This window comes from Brevibacillus massiliensis (assembly GCF_000311785.1).
In the GTDB taxonomy this organism is placed as follows: Bacteria; Bacillota; Bacilli; order Brevibacillales; family Brevibacillaceae; genus Brevibacillus_C; species Brevibacillus_C massiliensis.
Window position 1 is genome coordinate 25782 of the sequence record NZ_HE978542.1, and the last position, 20718, is coordinate 46499.

Genomic DNA, 20718 nt, shown 5'->3' on the forward strand with positions numbered 1-20718 from the left:
CCCCCTCTCCTTTTCCGCTCTTCCCGCCCAAGAACCGTTCAGCCGGATTTTCGCAAATGCTGAATGTCATTTACCTTTAACACTTCCCATTCCTTTTGATCGTAGCGCAGTACGTTAATCGAAGTATTCTCAAGCCGCGTCACGCCCGTCCCGCATGCACCGCCCGAGACGTAATGAAGGAACGAATTGATCAGACCGCCGTGACTGACTACCGCCAGCGTTTCGCCCGGATGAGCTTCTGCCAATGAGGTCAGACATTCATAGGCGCGCCTTTGCATAGCTTCGAATGGCTCGATGCCAAAGCGCGCTTCGTCTTGCTGCGGATTTTTGAGTTTCTTCCTGATTTCTTCATAAGAAAGGCCTTCCAGTTTCCCGTAACAGCGTTCGCGCAGGACAGGCAGCGTAAACAAAGGGCAACTGACTTTTTCAGCCACCCGTTTGGCCGTTTCGTATGCACGCTGCAGATCACTGCAGTAAACAGCGGAAAACGCCTGTCCGGCAAGGTGCTCAGCCAGTCGTTCAGCCTGTTCGATGCCCGCGGGTGTCAGGGCGATGTCGCTATGTCCCTGAATCCGTCGCGCTTTGTTCCACTCAGTCTCTCCGTGTCTGATAAAGTAGATGGTTGTACTCACGTGCAGATCCCCCGATGTAAAACATATCATTACTATTATAAGGGATTGGCTCGGGCACTGCTATAACCTCTTTTTGTCGAAAAAAGAGGTTTGAAGGAAAAAAGAAAATTCGCTCCTTTGAAACAAACGAACTTCTTACACGTCCATAGGAGTAGAAAAAACTCTGCTGTTAGGGAGGGACATTCATGAGAAAACTCTGGAAACAATCCTGCTTCATCTTGCTGTCAGCTTCCTTGGCGCTTCCCGCCACGACAGCCTTTGCCCAGTCTGCCTCAACCTCGGCTTCATCAGGGGCTGCCGTTTCCGTGAACAGCGTCAAGCTGAACAAGACGCAGGCACTGGCAGCAGCCACCCGCTTTGCCCAACCGCCGGATGATTACAAACTGACAGACACCTACCTGCGTTCCGCCGATCCCTGGCGCCCCTTCCCCGAGTGGTCCTTTCAATGGACGAAGGTAAACGACAAAGGGGAGCGGGGCAGCGGTTCGATCAGTGTCGGCGTCAATGCCGACACAGGTGAATTGACGAGCTATTATTCGTACGATGACAGCGACAATCAATCCTCCACCGGCAAACGCATCTCCCGGCAGGAGGCCCAGCAAGTGGCGGAGCGGTACCTGCAGCAGGTCGCGTCCGAGCGTGCAGGCCAGGTCAAACTGGATACTGCGGGTCCTGCACCAAAAACTCCGCTTGGCCCCAACGTCTATCACTCGTTCCATTACGTTCGGATGGTCGACGGGATCGCTGTCCTGGACAACGGCATCGACATTACGGTCAACGGTGCCGGCAAGGTGACCAATTACGGGCTGAACTGGGATGATCGGGCGCAGTTTGCCAAACCTGCCGACACGATCAGCACAGAAGCTGCGCTGGAACAGTTTACAAAAAACACCGCCGCCAAACCGATTTTCTTCATCCCGTGGGAGCGTCAGTCAGGCAAACAGACGGCCCGTCTCGCTTACCGCAACCCCTTTACCTTTTACGTGGATGCGGAAACCGGAGAAGCGCTGAACCAAATGATGCAGCCGCTGAAACAAGCTGCTCCCCCGGAGGCGGTCAGCAAGAACCCGCTCAGTCAGCGGAACAGAGGGGGCGAGCTCAACCAGGCGGAAGCGGTCAAGATGGCTGAGTCTGTACTCGGATTGTCCGGTTACCAACTGGAGGGGGCCAATTACTCGGAGAACGATTACCGCGGCACCCCCTTTTGGAGTCTGCAGTTTGCCAAAGGAAAGGACTCGGAGGAAAAGAAAGCCCTGTACGTGTCAATCTCGGCAACCACCGGTGACATCATGTCCTATTCGACCGACAGTATACGGCCCCTTGAAACCAAAGAGTCAAGCAAATTGACCGTCGAGCAGGCCAAGGAAAAGGCGATGGAAACCATCCGCAAGTGGTCTCCATCCGTTGCCTCGCAGCTGTTTTATACCAAGAACGAGGATGAAAAAGGGTTCGACCCGCGCTCCGAATGGGCCTATGTCCAATTCCAACGCCATGTCAACGGCATTCAAGCAGCGACGGGGGGCGCGTATGTCCACTTTGACGTCCGGACCGGCGAAATCAATTCCTACGACATCAACTGGGGGAACGAAACCTACCCGAGCAACCTGCCGGCTCACAAGCAGCCGGATGAAGCGGCAGAAGCGTGGTTGAAAGAAGGCCAGGTGGAACCGGTTTACATGTTCTACTCGGATGTTGATACGATCAACCGGATGAAAAAAGGCGAAGCGGTCGACCCCAACACCCCGCGCCGGGCCAAACTGGTCTACCGGGTGAATGTGACTCCATCGGAGGAATCGTACCTCTACGATGCGCAATCCGGCGAATGGGTCAGCGAACAAACCGGCAAGCCGATTGTCCTGCACAAAGAGATGCCGACTGACATCAAAGGCCACCCTGCCGAACAAGAGCTGATGCTGATGTACGAATACGACGCCATTTCCCTGATCGACGGCAAACTGATGCCAAGCAGGCCGATCAGCCGCGGCGAAATGATCGAGATGCTGATCATCAGTATGAATCAGGGTTCCTTCTACAGAGCCCAGTACGCCAACCGCAAAGCGACATTTAGCGACGTGGCCAGCGGCTCTCCCTATTTCGCATCCGTCGAGGCGGCGGTAGACAGCGGTCTGGTCGACAAGTCGCAAAAAGAACTGAAGCCGGATGAACAGATTACTCGCGGGGAACTGGCAGAGATGCTGGTGCGGGCACTGGGATACTCCAAGCTGGCAACCTATGACTCGATGTTCAAAACCGACCTGCAGGACGTGCAGGATTCCAAATACCGCGGACCGATCGCGATCGTCACCACACTGGGGATCATGACGCCGCAGGATCAGAAGTTTAATGTCCAAGGTGTCGTCTCCCGCGCCGATGCCGCCGTTGCCTTCTCCCGCTTCCTGGAGAAGAGAAACGAACTGTCAAGTCAGAGACTTCCCTTCATCGCTTACTAAGGGTGTCCACTAATTTCTCCTTGACTTTCCGGGGGGCAAGCGTATACTATTGATTGTATGTGTCAGGGTAGCATTGATTGTAGGTAAAAACGGGAGGAACCCTCTTAGTTTCATCCCTTTAGGCAGCGGCTGACTTCCCTAAATGGAGCACGATGCGGAAACGCTACCGTCCGACGTTCGTGTAGTTAAAGATGGAACTAACCTTCTGGAAGTAAACACCTACGAATCCACATTAAAGGAGAATGAATTCATGGCTCGTTACACAGGACCTCGCCACAAGTTGGCTCGTCGCCTGGGAATCTCCCTCGACGGAACCGGAAAAGACATTAAGCGCAACTTCCCGCCCGGACAACACGGCCACAGCCGCCGCAAGTTGAGCGAATACGGGATCCAGCTGCAAGAAAAGCAAAAACTGCGCCATATGTTTGGCATCAACGAAAAACAATTCCGCCGCACCTTCGAGCAGGCTTCCAAAATGCCTGGCGTCGTCGGCGAAAACTTCATGAAATTGCTCGAGTCCCGCCTGGACAACGTCGTATACCGCATGGGCTTCGCCCCTACCCGTCCGGCAGCTCGCCAATTGGTGAACCACGGTCACTTCCTGGTGAACGGCAAGAAGGTAGACATCCCTTCCTACCGCGTACAACCGGGTGATGTCATCAGCCTGCGCGAGAAATCCCGCAACCTGGCTATTGTAAAAGAATCTGTGGAAAACCGCAATTTCCTGCCGAATTACATCACCTTCAACGACAATGCAATGGAGGGTACTTTCACCCGCATGCCTTCTCGTGAAGAGATGCCGGCAGAAATCAATGAAACGCTGATCGTCGAGTTTTACAGCCGTTAATGGCCGTATACAACAACACGAAAGTCCTCAGAATTGCCCGCAGGCGATTCTGAGGACTTTCTTTTTACAACTCCCCGCTGTACCAAGACAATTGGCCTAATCTTCCCGAGATATAAAAACTGACCAGTACGAAGGCGACGACCGCCGCGAGAAACAGCCAGTCTTTTGCCGTTACAGACAGGCGCAGGTAAAACGTCCGCTGCCTGCTGCCGGTAAATCCCTTGGACTCCATCGCCATCGCCGTCCGTTCTGCCTTGCGGATCGCGCTCGCCAGCAGGGGGATCGCATAACGGCCAAGCTGTTTCACCTGATCGGCCCAGCCGCCTGTTACCCCCATTCTGCGGATCCGATGAGCCGTACGGATCACGGCAAGTTCCTCCTTCAGCAATGGCAAAAAACGGTACCCTGCCAAAATTCCGTATGCGATTTTCGGAGAGAAGCGGCATTGCTGCATCAGGCTGAACATAAAGTGACTGGGGCTTGTCGTCAGTACGAACAGCAGAGACAGCGCCGCAAACGACATCACTCTCAGCCCCAGGGAAATCCCCCGGGACACTCCGGCAGCAGTCACCTGCAGCGGTCCAAAGCTCCACAGGATCTGGGCATGTGCACCGGACGGGACGCGCCCGAACAGCATCGCCGACCAGACGTAGCCGATGGCGATGAGCAGAAACGGGCTGAGGCAGAGCAGCCACTTTTTGACCGAAACGCCTCCGAAGCGGCATGCGGCTGCACTGCTTCCCAGCAAGACCAACAGCGGCGTGACCGGATCAAAGGCGAACGCCAGCAGGATAATGGCGATGACGACTGCACCCGCTTTGACGCTCGGGTTAATCTCCTGCAGCCGCATGGCATTCCCTCCTTGAACCCGCATCAGCCGCAGCCTGGAACTGCTTGCGCAGCGACCAGCGAAACGGCGGGAGCAGCTGTGCCGCCTTCCAGGGCTCATCCTGCCGCGACCAAAGCTCGTTCGGCGGCCCGTCGAAGGCGATCCGGCCCTCATCCAAAAGAACAATCCGGTCGGCGTAGCGATCCGCCAGATTCATGTCGTGCGTAATCATGCAGACGCTGCCGCCTTGGCCCGTCACCTCTTGCAGCAGCGACATCAACATTTCGGTCGAGTGCGCATCCTGGCCGGCCGTCGGCTCATCGAGGATCAACAAATCCTGGTGGTTCGCAAGCATCGCAGCGATGCTCAGTCTGCGCTTTTGACCGAAGCTCAATGCGAATGGATGGGCCTTGGCCACCCCCGTCAAGCGGCAGCACTCCAGCAGTTCGGCTACTCTGTGGTCAATCTGCTCCGGCGTCCACTGCAGCAGCCGCAGGGAAAAGGCAATCTCTTCGTAGACGCTGTCAGTCACAAACTGGTGTTCGGGATTTTGAAACACATAGCCGATCCGCCGCCGCAGCGCAGATTCATTCCAGCTCTCCAACTCCTTCCCCGCAAAACAGATGCGCCCTTTCTGCAGCGGCAAAACGTTGGCCAACAGCCCAGCCAATGTCGTCTTGCCCGCCCCGTTGCGCCCGGCCAGCATCACCCACTCCCCGGAATACAGGCAAAGGTCCACCGATTCCAGCACCTGGACGCCGCCTCTGGCATACGCGAGCCGCTCCGCCGCAAGAAGCGGCGGACCTGCAGGCTTCATCCCGCCGCGGGAACGCTTGTGTTCCGCTCTCCAGTCTGCTTCTTGCTGATCCAATAACGCTTCCGCCATGGCGGGATGCCCCACCCCAGAGACCAGCTCGCCCTCTGTAATCGGCGGCAGAGATCCCCGGTAAATCCCTCTCGCCATCCATTCCCGCCCCAGCTTGTACGCCTCCGGCAAGCAGACTCCCTCTGCATCAGGGCGCTCTTGCAAAAAAGCGAAAGCAGAGCGCGGATCGCCTTCGAACACCAGTGAACCGCTTCGGTCAAGCAGCGCACAGCGGTTCGCCGCATCCATCCATTCGTCCAACCGGTGTTCGATAATGATGACAGTCAGTTTTTCCTCATGATGGAGTCGCTTTACCAGCCGGACAAACTCCCGTGCCGAGTGGGGGTCCAGACTGGCCGTCGGCTCATCGAGAATGAGAATACGCGGCTTCATCGCGATGACACAAGCGAGCGCCAGTTTTTGCTTCATCCCGCCAGACAGGGAATGGATCGGGGCGCGACGGTAAGGCGTCAAGCCGAACAAATCCAGTGTCTCCCCCGCGACCTTCTCGATGGCCTCCGGCGGCATCCCGAGGTTTTCCAGACCAAAGACAATTTCTTCCTCGACGCTGATCATGCAGAATTGACTCTCCGGATCCTGGAACACGACGCCGATCTCCCGGCAAACTTCTCCGAGGCGATACTCGCTCAGGCTTCGCCCCGACAGCGTGATGCTCCCGGCCAGAACGCCGTCTACCGCCTCGGGATACAGCCCGTTCAGGCAGAGGGCAAGCGTGCTTTTGCCCGAACCGCTCGGTCCGAGCAAAAGCAGCACGTCTCCCGGCTGAATGTCCAGATTGACCCCGTGCAGTACAGGAGCCTCCCCTTCGGCGAAGCGAAAGGTCAAATCGCGAACGCCGATCATGCCAGGCTCTCTCCCCGCCCTGCCCGTCCTTGGTTCCGCTCGGCCGAAGCGATAGCGAAGCCGCGCAGCGCCCCGGTCTTGAGCAGGGCATCGCAGATCCACTTGCCCAGCAGGCCGGCCAGCAAGGCACCGCTAATCAAGCGAACGGCAAACATGGCTGCAACATAGCCGGGGGCGAGGGCGGCAAAGCCGGAAATGAAGTATCCCCAGATAAAACTGGTCACGGCAGACCCCATACCGGCCGCCATCAGAACCGGCGTGCCAAATCGCTTGTAACGGACAGCGGCAAATACCAGTTCGGCACCAACTCCCTGGATGAAGCCGGACAGGATCAGACGCGGTCCAACGGCGTTGCCGATCAATAGTTCCACGATGGAGGCGACCACTTCCGCCAGCAACGCCGCTCCCGGCTTGCGAATGACGTTGGCCGCGATCACCGACACGATAAACCAGATGCCGAAGATCACCTCATACCCCATCGGCCCCATGAAGCCGGTCAAAACATTGCCGAGCTGCAAAAACAAAAGATAGATGACGGCGAATACCACCGACAGGACGGACATCATCACGATCTCTTTCAGCTTCCAACGGCTCATCCTACTTCGCCTCCTGGTTTTGGCGCGAAGGGCTGTTTGCAGACACCGCCGCCGTCATCACCACATGGGAAGCGCCGCTCTCTTGCGCCCGGGCAAAGGATTCCTCCAGGCTTTTGAACACGTGCCGGGCATCGCCGTCCAGACGGGTTGCGTAGTGAATCCCCTTGGTATAGGTGCCGAGTTCTTTGCAGTGCTCTACCTGATCGTAGATGACCGACATGTAGTCAGCCGTACCGAGCGGATACAGGGCGAACTGCGCGGCAGCCGGGACTGAGCGATCCGCCAACTTTGGTTCGTTCAGCCTGACGTCATCCACCTCCAGATATGCGTCTTGCTGCGAATCCCCAGGGCAGCCAACCGAAAACGTTCCGTTCCATACCACGTGAATCCCTCTGTCGGCAGCCAGGACAAACATCGCCTTGGCCACGTCAAACACGTGTTCAGCCCGGCCGCGGATGCAGGTGCTGACATCGTCTGTCATCATCCACACTTTTGACGTGTCCACCTCCTGCAGCGTATCCAGGATTACCTCTACGAAATGATCGCACATCGGATACAGGGAAAACCTGCATCCGACAATCCTGCTTGTTCCACAACATTCTGCAGCCATACCTCACGTCTCCTCGCCAAATTTTTTTATTTGGCAATAAAAAAACTGCACCCGGGTAGGTGCAGCCGATCAGGCGAGGTTGCTTGCAAATGCCAACCTTTTTGACAGATGACTACACTTCCCCACGCTAGTATTATCTAGATCGGGTAGTAAGGGATCGGAACAAAGCGTTCCATCTCAGCCCGCAAGAGCACCCCTAGTGTATTTCACGTATGCAGTTTTTTTATTGCTACCGTAGACTTTAACAAACCTGTCAAAGAAGTTCAAGAGGGTACGGCCGCGGTTTTTACGCCAGCGTGATCCGGACGAACTTGCGCTTGCCGACCTGAACCACCATGCCTTCCGCAAGCTCGATCAGCGCATCGATATCCGTCACTTTCTGTTCGTTCACCTTTACCGCCCCCTGTTGGACGCTGCGGCGCGCCTCGCCTTTGCTGGCGGCCAGCTTGACGTCGAAGAGCAGATTGACGATACCCACCTTGCCGTCCGCATATTGCGCGGGGTCGACTGTGACCTCCGGGATGTCGGTCGGCAGAGCGCCTTGCTGGAATACCGTCTTGAAGTGATTTTCCGCTTCTTCTGCGGCCTGCTCGCCGTGGAACATGCGGACAAAAGTCCGGGCCAGCCGCATCTTGGCATCGCGCGGATGCAGGGTGCCGTCCGCCAGAGCGCTGCGAATCGCTTCCACTTCCTCCATCGGAATATCGGTCGCCAGTTCGTAGTACTTCACCATCAGCTCATCCGGTACGGACATGGTCTTCCCGTAGATTTCGTTGGCCGGCTCGCTGATTCCGATGTAGTTGCCGAGACTCTTGGACATCTTTTGCACCCCGTCCAGGCCTTCGAGAATCGGCATCGTCAGGATCACCTGCTGTTCCTGTCCAAATTCTTTTTGCAGGTGGCGGCCCATCAACAGGTTGAACTTCTGGTCCGTTCCTCCCAGCTCCACGTCGCTCTTCAGCGCGATGGAATCATATCCCTGCATCAGCGGGTAGAAAAACTCGTGGATGGAGATCGGCTGCCCGCTTTGGTAGCGTTTCTCAAAGTCGTCACGCTCCAGCATGCGGGCGACCGTCGTCTTCGCCGCCAGTTCGACGACATCGGCAAAGGTAAGCGGCGACAGCCAGGTGGAGTTGTAGTTTACCTCCATTTTGCTCGCATCCAGCACTTTGCCGAACTGCTCCACGTAGGAAGCGGCGTTGGCCTTCACCTGTTCCTCCGTCAACTGTTTGCGGGTCTCCGACTTGCCTGTCGGATCGCCGATGCGGCCGGTAAAATCGCCGATCACCAACTGCACGGTATGGCCCAGCTCCTGGAACTGGCGCAGTTTTTGCAGGACCACGGTGTGGCCGATGTGGATGTCAGGCGCAGAAGGGTCAAGCCCCAATTTGACCCGCAGCGGTTCGCCGGTCGTGACAAAGCGCTCCAGCTTCTTTCGCAAATCCTCTTCCGGGATAATCTCTGCAACCCCGCGGCGAATCACCTCAAGCTGCCGCTCCACCTCCCGGCGTTGTTCCTCCGTCAATTTCACTTGCTCGTTGTTTGCCATCTTCTTTTCGCTCCCTGCTAGCAGAATCATTTGTTTAAAACACAAAAAAACCCGCCCCCATAGGGACGAGATTGGACTCGCGGTACCACCCTAATTGGAAATCGGTTCGCTTGCCTATGCCGACTTCCCGCTTAAACAGAATAACGGTCTGCTTCCGTCCGGCGCCTGCCGAACCGCTCCCGGCGTGTACTTCGCCAAAGGAACGATGCTGGTTCGCACCTGCCACCAGCTCTCTTGGATCGTCAGCCCTCTCGCTACTGTCGCCGTTCAACGCGTCTGTGGTTGATGAAGTTACCTACGATCTTACCACCGACAATTTGCAGTGTCAACAAGCCCGGCATTGTTCCGAGAACGGATATGGACCGCCTTCAGCCAAATTCAGCCTTCAGCCAAATTCAACTTTTTCGAATGTACAAAAAACCATCCGAATACGGTATTTTGGCGACTGCCAGTGTATGGTATAATTCTTGTGATTGTCTAGGAGGGGACGTACATATATGGAGAAAAACCAAGCGCCTGCCGCAGGGAAGACCAAGCGCAAGCGACGCCGGGGGAACAGACAGGGACACCCGATTTTCACCGTCCTGAAAGTAGTCCTTCTGCTCGGCTGCATGGGCGTGGTCGCCGCGGGAGGAGTAGTCGCCGGCTACGTGGCATCGCTGGTGAAGGACGAACCCGTGCTAAGCCGCGAAGAGATTCAGCAGAAGATCTTCAACGTCTACCAGACCGGCTTTGCCTACTACAACGACGGTACGCTGATCGGGCAGTTGCGGGCAGGGGGGGAAGACCGCCGCGTCGTAAAAAAATCAGAGGTGTCGCCCTATTTGATCAATGCCATTATCGCTACCGAAGACAAGTACTTTTACGAGCATCACGGCATTGTCTTTCAATCAACGCTGCGGGCCGCTTACCAGGAATTCACCCATCAGCCTGTTGTGACCGGCGGCAGCACCTTGACCCAGCAGTTGATTAAAAATACCATCCTTTCGCAGGAGGTAAGCCACAAGCGCAAAGCAACAGAGATTTTTTACGCCTTGCGAATTGAACAGATGTTTTCCAAGGACCAGATTTTGGAAGCCTACATAAACGAGATTTACTTTGGCAAAGGTGCCAACGGATCTAACATATACGGCGTTCAAGCGGCCGCAAAGGGGATTTTTAACAAGGACGTCAAGGATCTCACGCTGGCTGAGGCCAGTTACCTCGCCGGAATACCGCAGAACCCGATCGGTTATTCGCCCTTTTCCAGCGAGGGCTACGCCAACGGGAAAAAGCGGCAGAAAACCGTGCTGGACCGCATGCTGGAAAACGGTTATATCACACAAGCGCAGTACGATCAGGCTCTCAACACTGATCTCAAGGCAAACCTGGCCAAGCCCGAGGCGCAAGCCTACAGCAAACACCCCTTCCTGATGATGGAGATCGAGGAGCGGGCTGCGAAGGCTCTGGTCGATACGAAGCTCGCCCAGGAAGGACGTGACAAGTCCAGCGTCGGCAGCAACGAATACCGCCAGATGACGGAGGACAAGCGCAGGGAAATGCTGCGCAACGGCTACCATGTATATACCACGATCGACAAAGACGTAAACGACATCATGGAGCAGATCGCGTCCGATCCGAAAAACTTCGGCAAGAACATCAGCTATACGGTGCGCCGTTCCAACGGCAAGACCGAGAAGATCGAAAACGCTCTGGAAGAAGTAGGTTCCATGCTGATTCAGAACAAGACGGGCAGGATCCTCGGCATGATGGGAGGCCGCGACTTCCAGGTGGAGCAGACCAACCACGCGACTGCCCCCCGCCAGCCGGGATCGGCGATGAAGCCGCTTGCCGCTTACGCTCCCGCCTTCGAGCTGGGGTACCTGCAGCCCGGATCGCCCATTGACGACTCGCCGCTGCTGCTCTCCGACGGAACCAAGGGCAGCCATCTGCCGATGAACTGGGACAACAAGTTCCGCGGTGTCATCAGCGCCCGGGAAGCCCTGCGCCAATCGTGGAACGTGCCCGCGATCAAGACCTATCTGCAGGTTGGCATCCCGACCGCACTGGAGTACGTCAAGAAAATGGGCGTAACCACGCTCGCCGACAGTGACAATTACGCGGCAACCGGAGCCATCGGCGGACTTGCCTACGGGCTGACCGCTGAAGAGATTACCAATGCCTATGCGACGTTTGCCAATGGCGGCACGTTCATCGACGCTTACATGATCGAACGCATCGAAGACAGCCAGGGGCGGGTCGTCTATCAGCACACCCCGCAGCCTGTACCGGTGTTCAGCCCGCAGACGGCCTACCTCATCACAGATATGATGAGAACCGTCGTCAACTCCGGGACGGGCGCAAGCGTCCGCAATTTTGTTCCGCGCAGCGTCGATGTGGCCGGAAAGACGGGGACGACCAACAGCTCTTACGACTTGTGGTTTGTCGGCTATACCCCGGAGTTGTCGATGGGAGTATGGACGGGGTATGACGATCCCTATATGCTGCCGAGTTCGGCGTCCAGGCGGCCGATGGAGATCTGGGGGAAAGTGATGAAGCAGGTCTTGGAAAAGAAACCTGACCTCGCATCGCCGACAGACAAGTTTGAGCGGCCAAGCGGGATCGTCAGCCTGACGGTAGACAGCAAGTCAGGGCTTTTGCCGAGCGAGCTGTCCAAGGAGAGCGGCGACTTGATCACCGATTTGTTCAACCGCCAATTCGTCCCGACAAAAGTGGACGATTCGCACCAGAAGGTAAAAGTGGTCCAGTTTGACAACAAGCGGTATCTGGCGAAAGAAGGAACACCTGACGACTTTGTCTCGGAAGGCGTGTTCTTCAAGAGCCCGGACAAAGCGGCTGCCAACCTTGACGAGGTTCTAGCGAAGAATCCCAAAGCGGCACGACCCGCGGACTGGGAGCGCCGCCTGCCGGAAAAAGAAGATCCGCGAACAGGTGACGGCAGTGTGCCAAGCGCGCCGAGCGGCCTTACGGTTGCGGCGGGCGACAAGCAGCTGACGCTCAACTGGAAGTCGGCCGGTGAAGCGGATTTGCTGGGTTACCGCATCTATCGCGCCGATGCCAGCGGGGTTTTTACCAAGTTGGCCACGGTAAAAGACCCGAAAGTGACGACCTATCAGGATGCTTCCGGCGGAGGCGGTCCGTTCGGCTACTACGTCACCTCGGTCGACGTCGAGGGGAATGAATCTGCACCTTCCGCCGTCGCTTCTGCCAGTGCGGGAACCTGGGAAATACCTGTTTCGCCGCCAGGGGAAGTACCGCCGCAGCCCGGCCAGGAGGTGCCCGATATCCCGGACATCACCGATCTCCCCCCCGGCGAGCCGGAGCCGTCCAATCCGGCCGGCCCTGCACGTGCTCCCGAGACGCCCAAGCAGATAGCGATCAGCAAAGCGAACGGCGGGTTCCAGCTTTCCTGGAAGGCCAATCCGGCCAGCGATCACGTTGTCGCTTACAACATTTACTACGCGACCGATCCGGCTGCAGGATTCCAGCTGCTGGATACGGTATCGTCCACGACTTACCTGCATAAATCGGCAAATGCCGGCGTTTACCGCATCACTGCCATCAACAGTTACGGGGAGTCCCCGCAAAGCGGAAACGTCAGCGCTCGCTAAATCCACATCTCGTTCAGGCTGCCAGGCATACGTGGCAGCCTGTTTTTCCATGTGGTGACGTTTTTCTGAATATTCGCTTTGCCGAGGGTTCAGGCTTGTGTCCTTCAGGTATAATAGAAGGAGAAGCAAAAGGGAAGCAGAGGTGGACTGAGTGCTCCACATGAAAAGATACGCGGCTTGCGAGATGGATGTACGGGGTCATAGACTTGTCATCGAAGGTCCGGTAGAACCGGAGCGTCTGGCGGCTTTGCGGTTTGACGAGGGCCTGCGGGCCTTTCGCGTACCCGCGGAACAACAAAAAGCGCTGGTGGAAATTGCCGCGCTGCCGGAAGGGTGGATCATCATCGCCCGCGAAGATGATCTCGTCTTGGCTTATGTAACCATTCTCTACCCGGATCCATTGGAGAGATGGTCTGAGGCGAAGATGGACGACTTGCTGGAGCTGGGCGCCATCGAAGTGAGTCACCAGGTGCGGGGATGCGGGGTCAGCAAAGCGATGCTGGGTGTGGCCTTTTCTGACGATGCGCTGGAAGACTTCATCGTCATTACCACGGAGTATTACTGGCACTGGGATTTAAAAGGAACAGGGCTCAATGTCTGGCAGTACCGCAAAGTGATGGAAAAAGTCATGGGCAGTGTCGGGATGGTATGGATGGCCACGGATGACCCCGAAATCTGCTCTCATCCTGCCAACTGCCTGATGGTTCGCATCGGCAAGCGCGTACCGCAGGAGAGCATTGAAAAGTTTGACAGCATTCGGTTCCAGAACCGATTTATGTACTAGGGAAAGGGGATTTGCCGATGCGGCTAGAGGATATGATGAAAAAACAGCTCATCACGGTGACTCCTGCCACCAGTATTGGCGAAGCGCTCACCTTGATCAGGCACAACCGGATTCGCCACTTGCCGGTGATCGAAGGAGAAAAACTGGTCGGCATCGTCTCCGACCGCGATTTGCGCGATGCCCTCCCCTCCCGTTTTTCTCCGCATGAGGGCGGCAATGCCATACTGACCAAGCCGGTGGAAGACATCATGCAGCGAAATGTGATTACGGCCCATCCCCTGGATTTTATCGAGGACGCGGCCAAAACCGTCTACGATCATAAAATCGGCGCCCTGCCTGTCGTCTCGGACGGTCAACTGAGAGGGATCGTCACTGAATCGGATCTGCTGTACAAACTAATCGAGCTGTTTGGGGTGGCGGGGCCCAGCTCCTGTTTCGAGGTGGAGGTAGACGACCGGGTCGGCATGTTGGCAGAAGTAAGCCAGGCATTCCAGGCTGCCGGGGTAAATGTGGTCAGCGTGATCGTCTATCCCGGCAAGACGCCTGGCAAGAAAAAACTGATTTTTCGCGCGCAGACGATCGACCCGCGTACCGTGATTGAGCTGCTTCAGGCAAAGGGCTACACCGTACCCGACCCAATCGAAGGGAGGCATCGCTCTTGAGCCGCCGTTCGCGCCTGATCTATTCACCTGACTATACGAAGTACTACTTTCACGATGAGCATCCATTCAACCAGCATCGCCTGCTGCTGACGCACGACTTGATGACGTCCTACGGGCTTTTGTCCGAACAGGATATCGTCCCGCCGCGCCCCGCTACCGATGAAGAACTGGCGCTGGTTCACGATCCAGGCTACATCGAAACGGTTCGGGCCCAAGGGCATAGCGAGACGGAGCTGCCGCAGGCAGCCAGCTACGGCCTTGGCACAGAAGACGTCCCCTGCTTCCCGCGCATGCATGAAGCCAGCGCGCTGATCGTCGGCGGAACCCTGCAGGCGGTCGATCTGGTCATGAACGGCGAAGCCGATCACGCCTTTAATCCGGCCGGCGGATTGCATCACGCTCTGCGGGCGCGGGCATCCGGTTTCTGCATCTACAATGACTGTTCGGTTGCAATCGCTTACTTGCGCAAACGCTGGAAGGCGCGCGTCCTGTACATCGACACCGACGCCCACCACGGCGACGGCGTTCAGTGGTCGTTCTACGACGATCCCGACGTCTTGACGATCTCCCTGCACGAGACGGGCAAGTATCTCTTCCCCGGAACCGGCAATGTGTCCGAACGCGGCGAGGGCAGCGGCTACGGCTTTTCCGTCAACGTTCCATTGGATGCGTTTACAGAAGACGAGTCGTTCCTGGAAGTGTATCAGACCCTGGTTCCCAAACTGGCAAGAGCTTTCAAGCCGGATGTGATCGTGACGCAAAACGGCTGTGATGCCCACGCTTACGACCCGCTCACCCACCTCTCCTGCAGCATGAGAATCTACCAGGAGATCCCCCGGCTCGCTCACCGCCTGGCCCATGAGCTGTGCGGCGGCCGCTGGATCGCCGTCGGCGGCGGAGGCTACGATATCTGGCGGGTCGTTCCCCGCGCCTGGACGCTGCTTTGGAGCGAAATGACCGACCAGTGCCTGGAAGATTCGCCATTGCCGGAAAATTGGGGAAAGCGCTGGAGGGATAAGAGCAAACTGCCGCTGCCGACGCATCTGTTTGACGATGTCCAGCCGTTCCCGCCGATTCCCCGCCGGGGGGAAATTACCCAGAAAAACCGTCTGATCCTGGAGCGAGCGATGATGTACGCTCCTTTGGGGTAAAACATCCCGGACCGAAAAAAACCACCAGCTTTGAACTGCACCCCGATTGTTAGACACAACGAACAATTGGAGGTGCAGTTCAGAAGGCCTGGTGGTTTTGCGTTTACTTTTTCAAACCGTCAAGCAGCGCCTGCAGTTCTTCCGGTTGAAATCCTTTTACCGCCTTGCCGCCGACAACGGTGACCGGCACGCCGAGGAAGCCGAACTTCTCCACCTCGTCGCGGTACTGTTGACTGGTCATTACATCCCTCACTTCAAACGGGATGCCCTGTTCCGTCAGCAGCTTTTTCACCATATCGCATTCAATGCAGCCAGCCGTGGAGTAGACAATGACACCCGCTCCCGCGGCAGGGGACTCGTGTTTCAGCATGCTGCTGACGATCTCGAACGAACGGCGGGAAGCCAGCTTCGTAAATTCGGCGAAGTTGACGTCAGCCGAGCCGTCGGCCTTGTCCGACATGGAGCGGACGATGACGAACGGCACGTCGTTCATCGTGCACACCTGGGCAGCCGCCGCTCCCTCCATCTCCGTACAGTAGGCGTCAAAGCGCTCATAAAGCCTCCTCACCTTGTCCCTGTCAGCGATAAACTGGTCGCCGGAAAGCACCTTCCCTTTGACGATATTTACGTCATCCCCGATGGCTTCCCCCGACTTCATAGCCAGCTCGATGAGGCGGGGATCCGCTTGCCACTCCCAAATTTTAGCATAAGGGATCTCTCCCGGTTGAAATCCGAGGGCAGTGGCGTCCACATCGTGCTGCAAACAAGTTGTAGAGATGACGATATCCCCGATTTCGAGGTCGGGATGGACCGCTCCCGCCACGCCGGTGAAGATCACCTGGTCGACGCCAAACCGGTCGATCAGAATTTGTGTGCAGACTCCGGCGTTTACCTTTCCCACGCCTGATTTGCACAGCACGACTTCCCTTGACTCAAGCTTCCCCTGATAATAGGTGATTCCCGCTTTTACGGTCTTTTTCGTCTCTTCCATCGCTTCCAGAAACAGGACGATTTCTTCATCCATCGCCCCGATGATGCCTGTGCGCATATCGTTTCCTCCTCTCTCGTTCAGCCCTCAAGGGGGCGTGTGCTTTGCCGGTACTCGATGCGGTGAGGCAGAAGTACGACGTGTTCCTCCACGTGTTCATTGTTCATGTACTTGGTCAACAGGCGCATGGCAACTGCCCCGATATCGTACATGGGCTGCACCACCGTCGTCAGGCGGGGGCGAACCATCTCGGCCAGTCGGGTGTTGTCAAACCCGATCACTTCGATGTCCTCCGGAACAGACAGCCCTGCGTCCTGTACGGCGTGAATGGCGCCGATGGCCATCTCGTCACTGGCGGCGAACACGGCGGTCGGCGGATTTTTCAAGGACAAGAACTGAGTCATGGCCCGCAGTGCCGCGTCGTGCCGGTAGTTTCCATTCATCGCCAACGACTCATCAAACGAAATCCCTGCGTCCGCCAGCGCTTTTTTGTACCCCTCAAAGCGGAGCAGCCCGCCCAGCGGATCGTCCAGCGGTCCGGTTATCATCGCAATGCGTTTGTGGCCTCTCGACAACAGGGCCTCGGTCGCATCGTACCCCGCCTGATAGTGATCGATCGTGACGGACGGCAGGATATTGTCGGCGTCCCTGGTAGCAGCCAGAACGACCGGTACGGAAGCGGTGGAGAACACCTGCATGTGGTCTTCCTTGATCTCCGCGCCCATGAACAACAGTCCGTCCACCTGTTTTTCCAACATCGTATTGATCAGCTGCAGTTCTTTGTCAAGGCGCTGATCGGAGTTGCACAGAATGATGTTGTATTTATACATCGTGGCGATATCCTCGATCCCCCTGGCCAATTCCGAGAAGAACATGCTGGCGATGTCGGGGATGATGACGCCCACTGTCGTCGTTTTTTTGCTGGCCAGTCCCCTCGCCACTGCGTTGGGACGATACCCCAGCCGTTCAATGGCAGCCATCACTTTTTTCCGCGTAGTCGGCTTGACGTTGGGATTTCCGTTTACGACACGGGAGACGGTAGCCATCGAGACGCCGGCTTCCCGCGCTACATCATAGATTGTAATTGGCATCGCGAACCACTCGCTTTCACCCAAAATTTGGCTTTCAATACTATTTTCAAAAATTATAGGCATATCATACGACATGCTGGAAGCAGTTGCAATCGTTTTCTTTGAAGTTATTGTAACAAATCGGCGCGATCTTATCAGTTTTTTTCTATACCCTCGGGAACATTCAACAGATCGTCACACATTCCAACATCCGAGTGATTGAAACAAAGGGATAAACCCACTACAATTCTTGATAGTTACGGATTGTTATATTTTGTTGGAATATGATAAAAAGCGAGGTGAATCCCATGATGCTGCCCAAAGAGCGGCAGGCGAAGATACGCGAATGGCTGGAAAGCAAACACAGCCTGAAAATCTCCGAATTGAGCAAATGGCTCGGCGTTTCCGAGATGACCGTCCACCGCGACCTCAAACCGTTGATTGAATCGGGAGTGGCTGAAAAGGTGTTCGGCGGCATAGCACTGGCCAGGCCAAAACCAGGGTCGGCAGAACAGCCGCCGGCAGCAGACGAATGCGCTCTGTGCCAGCGCAAAATTGAGCAGCGGCTGGCCTATCGGCTGATCCTCGAAGGCAACCGAATCGAGAGCACTTGCTGCGCTCACTGCGGACTTTTGCGGCAAAAACAATGGGGAGATCAGGTCATCCAGGCGATCTGCTACGACTTCCTGTCCCATACGACGGTAAGCGCACGGACTGCCTGGTACGTGCTGGAAACCTCTATCGACATCCGCTGCTGTCAGCCTCAGGTGCTGACGTTTGAACGTCGGAATCACGCCGAAGGCATCGTGAAAGGATTTGGCGGCATCGTCATGTCTTTTGAAGAGGCGCTCGCCTACATCGACAAAAGCATGGGAAGAGAGTGTCCGGGATGCTCGTAAACGCGGCGGCTGCCAGACGGCTGTTTCTTTGCTGCTGCAGTCTGCTGCTCGTCTTTTGCCTGGGATATACGCCGGCGTCGGCACACGCCTACCTGATCAGCAGCACTCCCGCCAACGGGGAGGTCATGGAAAACAGCCCGGCACTGCTTGCGCTCTCCTTCAGCGAACCCTTGGAACAGGGGTTGTACGAGGTACAGCTGTACGATTGGAACGCCCGGCTGGTCGAATTGCCCAGCGTCGGCTTGACCCCGGGCAACGCCTCCAAGGTGACGGCGCTCCTGCCCGACCTGCCGCAGGGTACCTATACGGTGCGCTGGAATGTGCTTTCAGCAGACGGACATCCCGTTCACGGCGTGTTCTCCTTTTTTGTCGGACAGCCGTCAAACGGCTCCGTTTCGCCGCTCCCTGCCGAACGGCCGGCATCGGAAGCGCTGCTCCCCTATCTTCGCTTTCCCGTCGAAAGCCTGCTGTTGCTGGGCGGCGGTCTTTCCTGGCTGGTTTGGCCCATCCGCCGGCGAGGGCTGCCTGACCTCTGGCACCGCTGCAAAAAGCCGCGGCAGTTCATATGGGTTCTGCTGCTGATCGGAACCATTGGCGAATGCGCCCTTTCCCTTGCCAGCCTGCCTGGAGCCAATCCGCTTTCGCTGCTGTCATCAGGAAAGTGGGAACTGCTCTTGCAGCCGCCTTTTATCCGCATGGCGCTGATCCAGCTGCTGCTCCTGCTGCTGGCTGCCCTGCCGAATATGGTGTCAGGATGGTACCCGGCCGTCTGGCTGCTGCTCGTCTGCAACCTCGCCATCGGCGGCCACGTCTGGGGCACAGAGCATGTCTTGCCTGCGATCGCCGCCCGCATGCTGCACCTGATCGGCATCGCCATCTGGCTTTCGGCTCTGGCCTGCCTTGCGTTTGTTCTCGCTTGCCGCAAAGTGACAGGAGACAGGGAACAGCTGGACGGATTCCGCCCCTTCTTCGTCCGCCTCGCCGCCGTCGCGGCCGGCTTTGTCACCGTCAGCGGTGCGGGGATGGTCATGCTGCAGACGGACTGGGCCGCTCTGCTGGGCAGCTTGCAGCTGTGGAACCTGCTCCTGCTGCTGAAAATCGTGCTCATGCTCGCCATGCTGCTCCTTGCTTTGCTGCAAACTGTCCGTTGGCGCAGCAGCAGCAAACGTCTCTCGCGGTCCCTGCTGTACGGCGAGCTGACCGCCGGCATTGCTGCGCTGCTGGCGGGCGTGTTGATGAGCCAGACAGCTTATCCCCTTCCGGCAAAAGGGTACAGCGAGAGTCTGGGCAGCGGTCACGTTCAGGTTCAAGTCGACATCCCCAGACTGCAGGTCGGCAAGCAGACAATGCAGATGCGCTTGGCGGACATGCCTGGCCAACTGCCTGAACAGGTCGTTGTTCATCTGGAGATGGCTGACATGGACATGGGGAACATTGAAATACCGGCAACAGCCACAGGCAGCGGAACGTACCAGGCCGAGCTTCTCTTCAGCATGACGGGCTACTGGCGCTTTACCATTGACGCCCGCTATCCTGACGGGACCCGGCAGCAGTGGCGGGATACCGTGTTAGTCCGGTTCTCCCGCTGATGATTACCGAATAGGAGGTCTTATATATGAAGTTGAAAAAGTGGATCAGTATATTCGTTTTGACCGGCGTCTTGTGTTCAACCGCCGGCATCGCCAGCGCTCACGTGACTGTCTGGCCGAAAACCTCCACAACGGGGGCTTATGAAAAATACACCGTTCGCGTCCCTGTCGAAAAAGAGAGCAATACGACAGAGGTCCGCCTTGAATTCCCCGAGGGCGTAAAGGTGGGGACGGTCATGCCGACCCCCGGCTGGTCGTACGCGTTTGAAAACGATTCGGAAGGACGCCCCAAGGCGCTGGTCTGGAAGGCTGAAAACGGGGGGATCAAGCCCCATGAATTTATGGAATTCTCGTTCGTCGGCGCCAATCCCAAGACTGCCGGCTCGCTGGCCTGGAAGGCCTACCAAACCTACGCTGACGGCTCTGTCGTCGAGTGGACAGGCGCCCCCGGCACAGAGACTCCGGCCTCTGTGACAACCATCGAAGCCGGGCAAGCGGAAGGCGACGGCCACGATCACGGGACCGAGAAGGCTGCCGAGCCGCAAAATCCGGCTGCTTCGGACACACCGGCTAATGCGGCCGCTCCTGCCCCGGCAGCAGACAAAAACGGCACAGGCAGCACGCTTCCGCTCGTACTGTCCGGTCTTGCGCTTCTCCTCTCTATCATCAGCTTGCTGAGAAAGCGGCAGTAAATGAAAAAACGTCCCGTCTCAACTGACGGG

The 20718-nt window shown here is 57.0% G+C and carries 17 protein-coding genes, 1 riboswitch and 1 other annotated feature; of the genes, 9 read left to right on the top strand and 8 right to left on the bottom strand.

Translation table 11 applies throughout. The features are described 5' to 3' along the window. Positions 1-38 precede the first annotated feature (38 nt). Complete coding sequence (locus tag HGBM_RS15660; protein ID WP_019122034.1) at positions 39-632, bottom strand: histidine phosphatase family protein; 594 nt, start codon at positions 630-632, stop codon at positions 39-41. 185 nt (positions 633-817) lie between these two features. On the opposite strand from HGBM_RS15660, the gene HGBM_RS15665 reads away from it, so the two are divergent. Continuing rightward, on the top strand, positions 818-3082 hold the full coding sequence (locus HGBM_RS15665) for a YcdB/YcdC domain-containing protein (protein ID WP_019122035.1): 2265 nt from the start codon (positions 818-820) through the stop codon (positions 3080-3082). Between the two features lie 250 nt (positions 3083-3332). Continuing rightward, positions 3333-3929, top strand: a complete 597-nt coding sequence (gene rpsD / locus HGBM_RS15670) for a 30S ribosomal protein S4 (protein WP_019122036.1) — start codon at positions 3333-3335, stop codon at positions 3927-3929. 64 nt (positions 3930-3993) lie between these two features. Here the strand turns inward: rpsD and HGBM_RS15675 are convergent, their stop codons facing one another. The 5 genes from HGBM_RS15675 to tyrS form a co-directional block, all read right to left on the bottom strand. Continuing rightward, a complete protein-coding gene (locus HGBM_RS15675; protein ID WP_019122037.1) occupies positions 3994-4779 on the bottom strand; it encodes an energy-coupling factor transporter transmembrane component T family protein in 786 nt (261 codons plus the stop codon). Then, positions 4760-6487: an ABC transporter ATP-binding protein gene (locus tag HGBM_RS27650; protein ID WP_019122038.1), complete on the bottom strand. Its 1728-nt coding sequence runs from the start codon at positions 6485-6487 to the stop codon at positions 4760-4762. Before HGBM_RS27650 ends, HGBM_RS15675 begins: the two co-directional genes overlap by 20 nt. After that, positions 6484-7083, bottom strand: a complete 600-nt coding sequence (locus HGBM_RS15685; RefSeq protein WP_019122039.1) for an ECF transporter S component — start codon at positions 7081-7083, stop codon at positions 6484-6486. The genes HGBM_RS27650 and HGBM_RS15685 overlap by 4 nt, the downstream gene beginning before the upstream one ends. 1 nt (position 7084) lies before the next feature. Next, positions 7085-7693 carry a YkoF family thiamine/hydroxymethylpyrimidine-binding protein gene (locus tag HGBM_RS15690; RefSeq protein ID WP_019122040.1) on the bottom strand — a complete coding sequence of 203 codons (609 nt, stop codon included), beginning with the start codon at positions 7691-7693 and terminating at the stop codon, positions 7085-7087. Between the two features lie 102 nt (positions 7694-7795). Beyond that, a riboswitch (TPP riboswitch) is annotated at positions 7796-7901 on the bottom strand. Between the two features lie 78 nt (positions 7902-7979). Continuing rightward, positions 7980-9242, bottom strand: coding sequence for a tyrosine--tRNA ligase (gene tyrS / locus HGBM_RS15695; RefSeq protein ID WP_026074461.1), 1263 nt, complete (start codon positions 9240-9242; stop codon positions 7980-7982). Between the two features lie 58 nt (positions 9243-9300). Next, positions 9301-9522 (bottom strand) — a binding site (T-box leader). A gap of 217 nt (positions 9523-9739) precedes the next feature. Between tyrS and HGBM_RS15705 the strand changes: the two genes are divergently transcribed. The 4 genes from HGBM_RS15705 to HGBM_RS15720 all read left to right on the top strand — a co-directional run bounded on the left by HGBM_RS15705 (position 9740) and on the right by HGBM_RS15720 (position 15450). Then, complete coding sequence (locus HGBM_RS15705; protein WP_019122043.1) at positions 9740-12853, top strand: PBP1A family penicillin-binding protein; 3114 nt, start codon at positions 9740-9742, stop codon at positions 12851-12853. Between the two features lie 151 nt (positions 12854-13004). After that, complete coding sequence (locus HGBM_RS15710) at positions 13005-13637, top strand: hypothetical protein (RefSeq protein ID WP_035287256.1); 633 nt, start codon at positions 13005-13007, stop codon at positions 13635-13637. 17 nt (positions 13638-13654) lie between these two features. After that, positions 13655-14299, top strand: coding sequence for a CBS and ACT domain-containing protein (locus tag HGBM_RS15715; protein WP_019122045.1), 645 nt, complete (start codon positions 13655-13657; stop codon positions 14297-14299). Beyond that, positions 14296-15450 carry an acetoin utilization protein AcuC gene (locus HGBM_RS15720; protein ID WP_019122046.1) on the top strand — a complete coding sequence of 385 codons (1155 nt, stop codon included), beginning with the start codon at positions 14296-14298 and terminating at the stop codon, positions 15448-15450. Before HGBM_RS15715 ends, HGBM_RS15720 begins: the two co-directional genes overlap by 4 nt. 103 nt (positions 15451-15553) lie before the next feature. Here HGBM_RS15720 and HGBM_RS15725 read toward each other — a convergent pair whose 3' ends face one another. Then, positions 15554-16498 carry a 5'-methylthioadenosine/adenosylhomocysteine nucleosidase gene (locus HGBM_RS15725; protein WP_019122047.1) on the bottom strand — a complete coding sequence of 315 codons (945 nt, stop codon included), beginning with the start codon at positions 16496-16498 and terminating at the stop codon, positions 15554-15556. 20 nt (positions 16499-16518) lie between these two features. Then, on the bottom strand, positions 16519-17529 hold the full coding sequence (gene ccpA / locus HGBM_RS15730) for a catabolite control protein A (protein WP_019122048.1): 1011 nt from the start codon (positions 17527-17529) through the stop codon (positions 16519-16521). 287 nt (positions 17530-17816) lie between these two features. Here ccpA and HGBM_RS15735 point away from each other — a divergent pair, with 287 nt between their 5' ends. Genes HGBM_RS15735 through HGBM_RS15745 form a run of 3 tightly spaced genes read left to right on the top strand, consistent with a single transcriptional unit; the run spans position 17817 to position 20688 of the window. Continuing rightward, on the top strand, positions 17817-18407 hold the full coding sequence (locus tag HGBM_RS15735; RefSeq protein ID WP_245552998.1) for a DeoR family transcriptional regulator: 591 nt from the start codon (positions 17817-17819) through the stop codon (positions 18405-18407). Continuing rightward, positions 18398-19996: a copper resistance protein CopC gene (locus tag HGBM_RS27655; RefSeq protein ID WP_019122050.1), complete on the top strand. Its 1599-nt coding sequence runs from the start codon at positions 18398-18400 to the stop codon at positions 19994-19996. The genes HGBM_RS15735 and HGBM_RS27655 overlap by 10 nt, the downstream gene beginning before the upstream one ends. A gap of 26 nt (positions 19997-20022) precedes the next feature. Beyond that, the gene (locus tag HGBM_RS15745) at positions 20023-20688 is read left to right on the top strand and encodes a YcnI family copper-binding membrane protein (protein ID WP_019122051.1); all 666 of its coding nucleotides are present in this window, start codon (positions 20023-20025) and stop codon (positions 20686-20688) included. Positions 20689-20718: the final 30 nt, after the last annotated feature.

Coding starts and splice junctions, on each gene's coding strand:
- HGBM_RS15685 (WP_019122039.1), bottom strand. CDS start 7,083: ATGAGCCGTTGGAAGCTGAAAGAGATCGTGATGATGTCCGTCCTGTCG.
- ccpA (WP_019122048.1), bottom strand. CDS start 17,529: ATGCCAATTACAATCTATGATGTAGCGCGGGAAGCCGGCGTCTCGATG.
- HGBM_RS15745 (WP_019122051.1), top strand. CDS start 20,023: ATGAAGTTGAAAAAGTGGATCAGTATATTCGTTTTGACCGGCGTCTTG.
- HGBM_RS15725 (WP_019122047.1), bottom strand. CDS start 16,498: ATGCGCACAGGCATCATCGGGGCGATGGATGAAGAAATCGTCCTGTTT.
- tyrS (WP_026074461.1), bottom strand. CDS start 9,242: ATGGCAAACAACGAGCAAGTGAAATTGACGGAGGAACAACGCCGGGAG.
- rpsD (WP_019122036.1), top strand. CDS start 3,333: ATGGCTCGTTACACAGGACCTCGCCACAAGTTGGCTCGTCGCCTGGGA.
- HGBM_RS15715 (WP_019122045.1), top strand. CDS start 13,655: ATGCGGCTAGAGGATATGATGAAAAAACAGCTCATCACGGTGACTCCT.
- HGBM_RS27650 (WP_019122038.1), bottom strand. CDS start 6,487: ATGATCGGCGTTCGCGATTTGACCTTTCGCTTCGCCGAAGGGGAGGCT.
- HGBM_RS15690 (WP_019122040.1), bottom strand. CDS start 7,693: ATGGCTGCAGAATGTTGTGGAACAAGCAGGATTGTCGGATGCAGGTTT.
- HGBM_RS15665 (WP_019122035.1), top strand. CDS start 818: ATGAGAAAACTCTGGAAACAATCCTGCTTCATCTTGCTGTCAGCTTCC.
- HGBM_RS15705 (WP_019122043.1), top strand. CDS start 9,740: ATGGAGAAAAACCAAGCGCCTGCCGCAGGGAAGACCAAGCGCAAGCGA.
- HGBM_RS15735 (WP_245552998.1), top strand. CDS start 17,817: ATGATGCTGCCCAAAGAGCGGCAGGCGAAGATACGCGAATGGCTGGAA.
- HGBM_RS15675 (WP_019122037.1), bottom strand. CDS start 4,779: ATGCGGCTGCAGGAGATTAACCCGAGCGTCAAAGCGGGTGCAGTCGTC.
- HGBM_RS27655 (WP_019122050.1), top strand. CDS start 18,398: ATGCTCGTAAACGCGGCGGCTGCCAGACGGCTGTTTCTTTGCTGCTGC.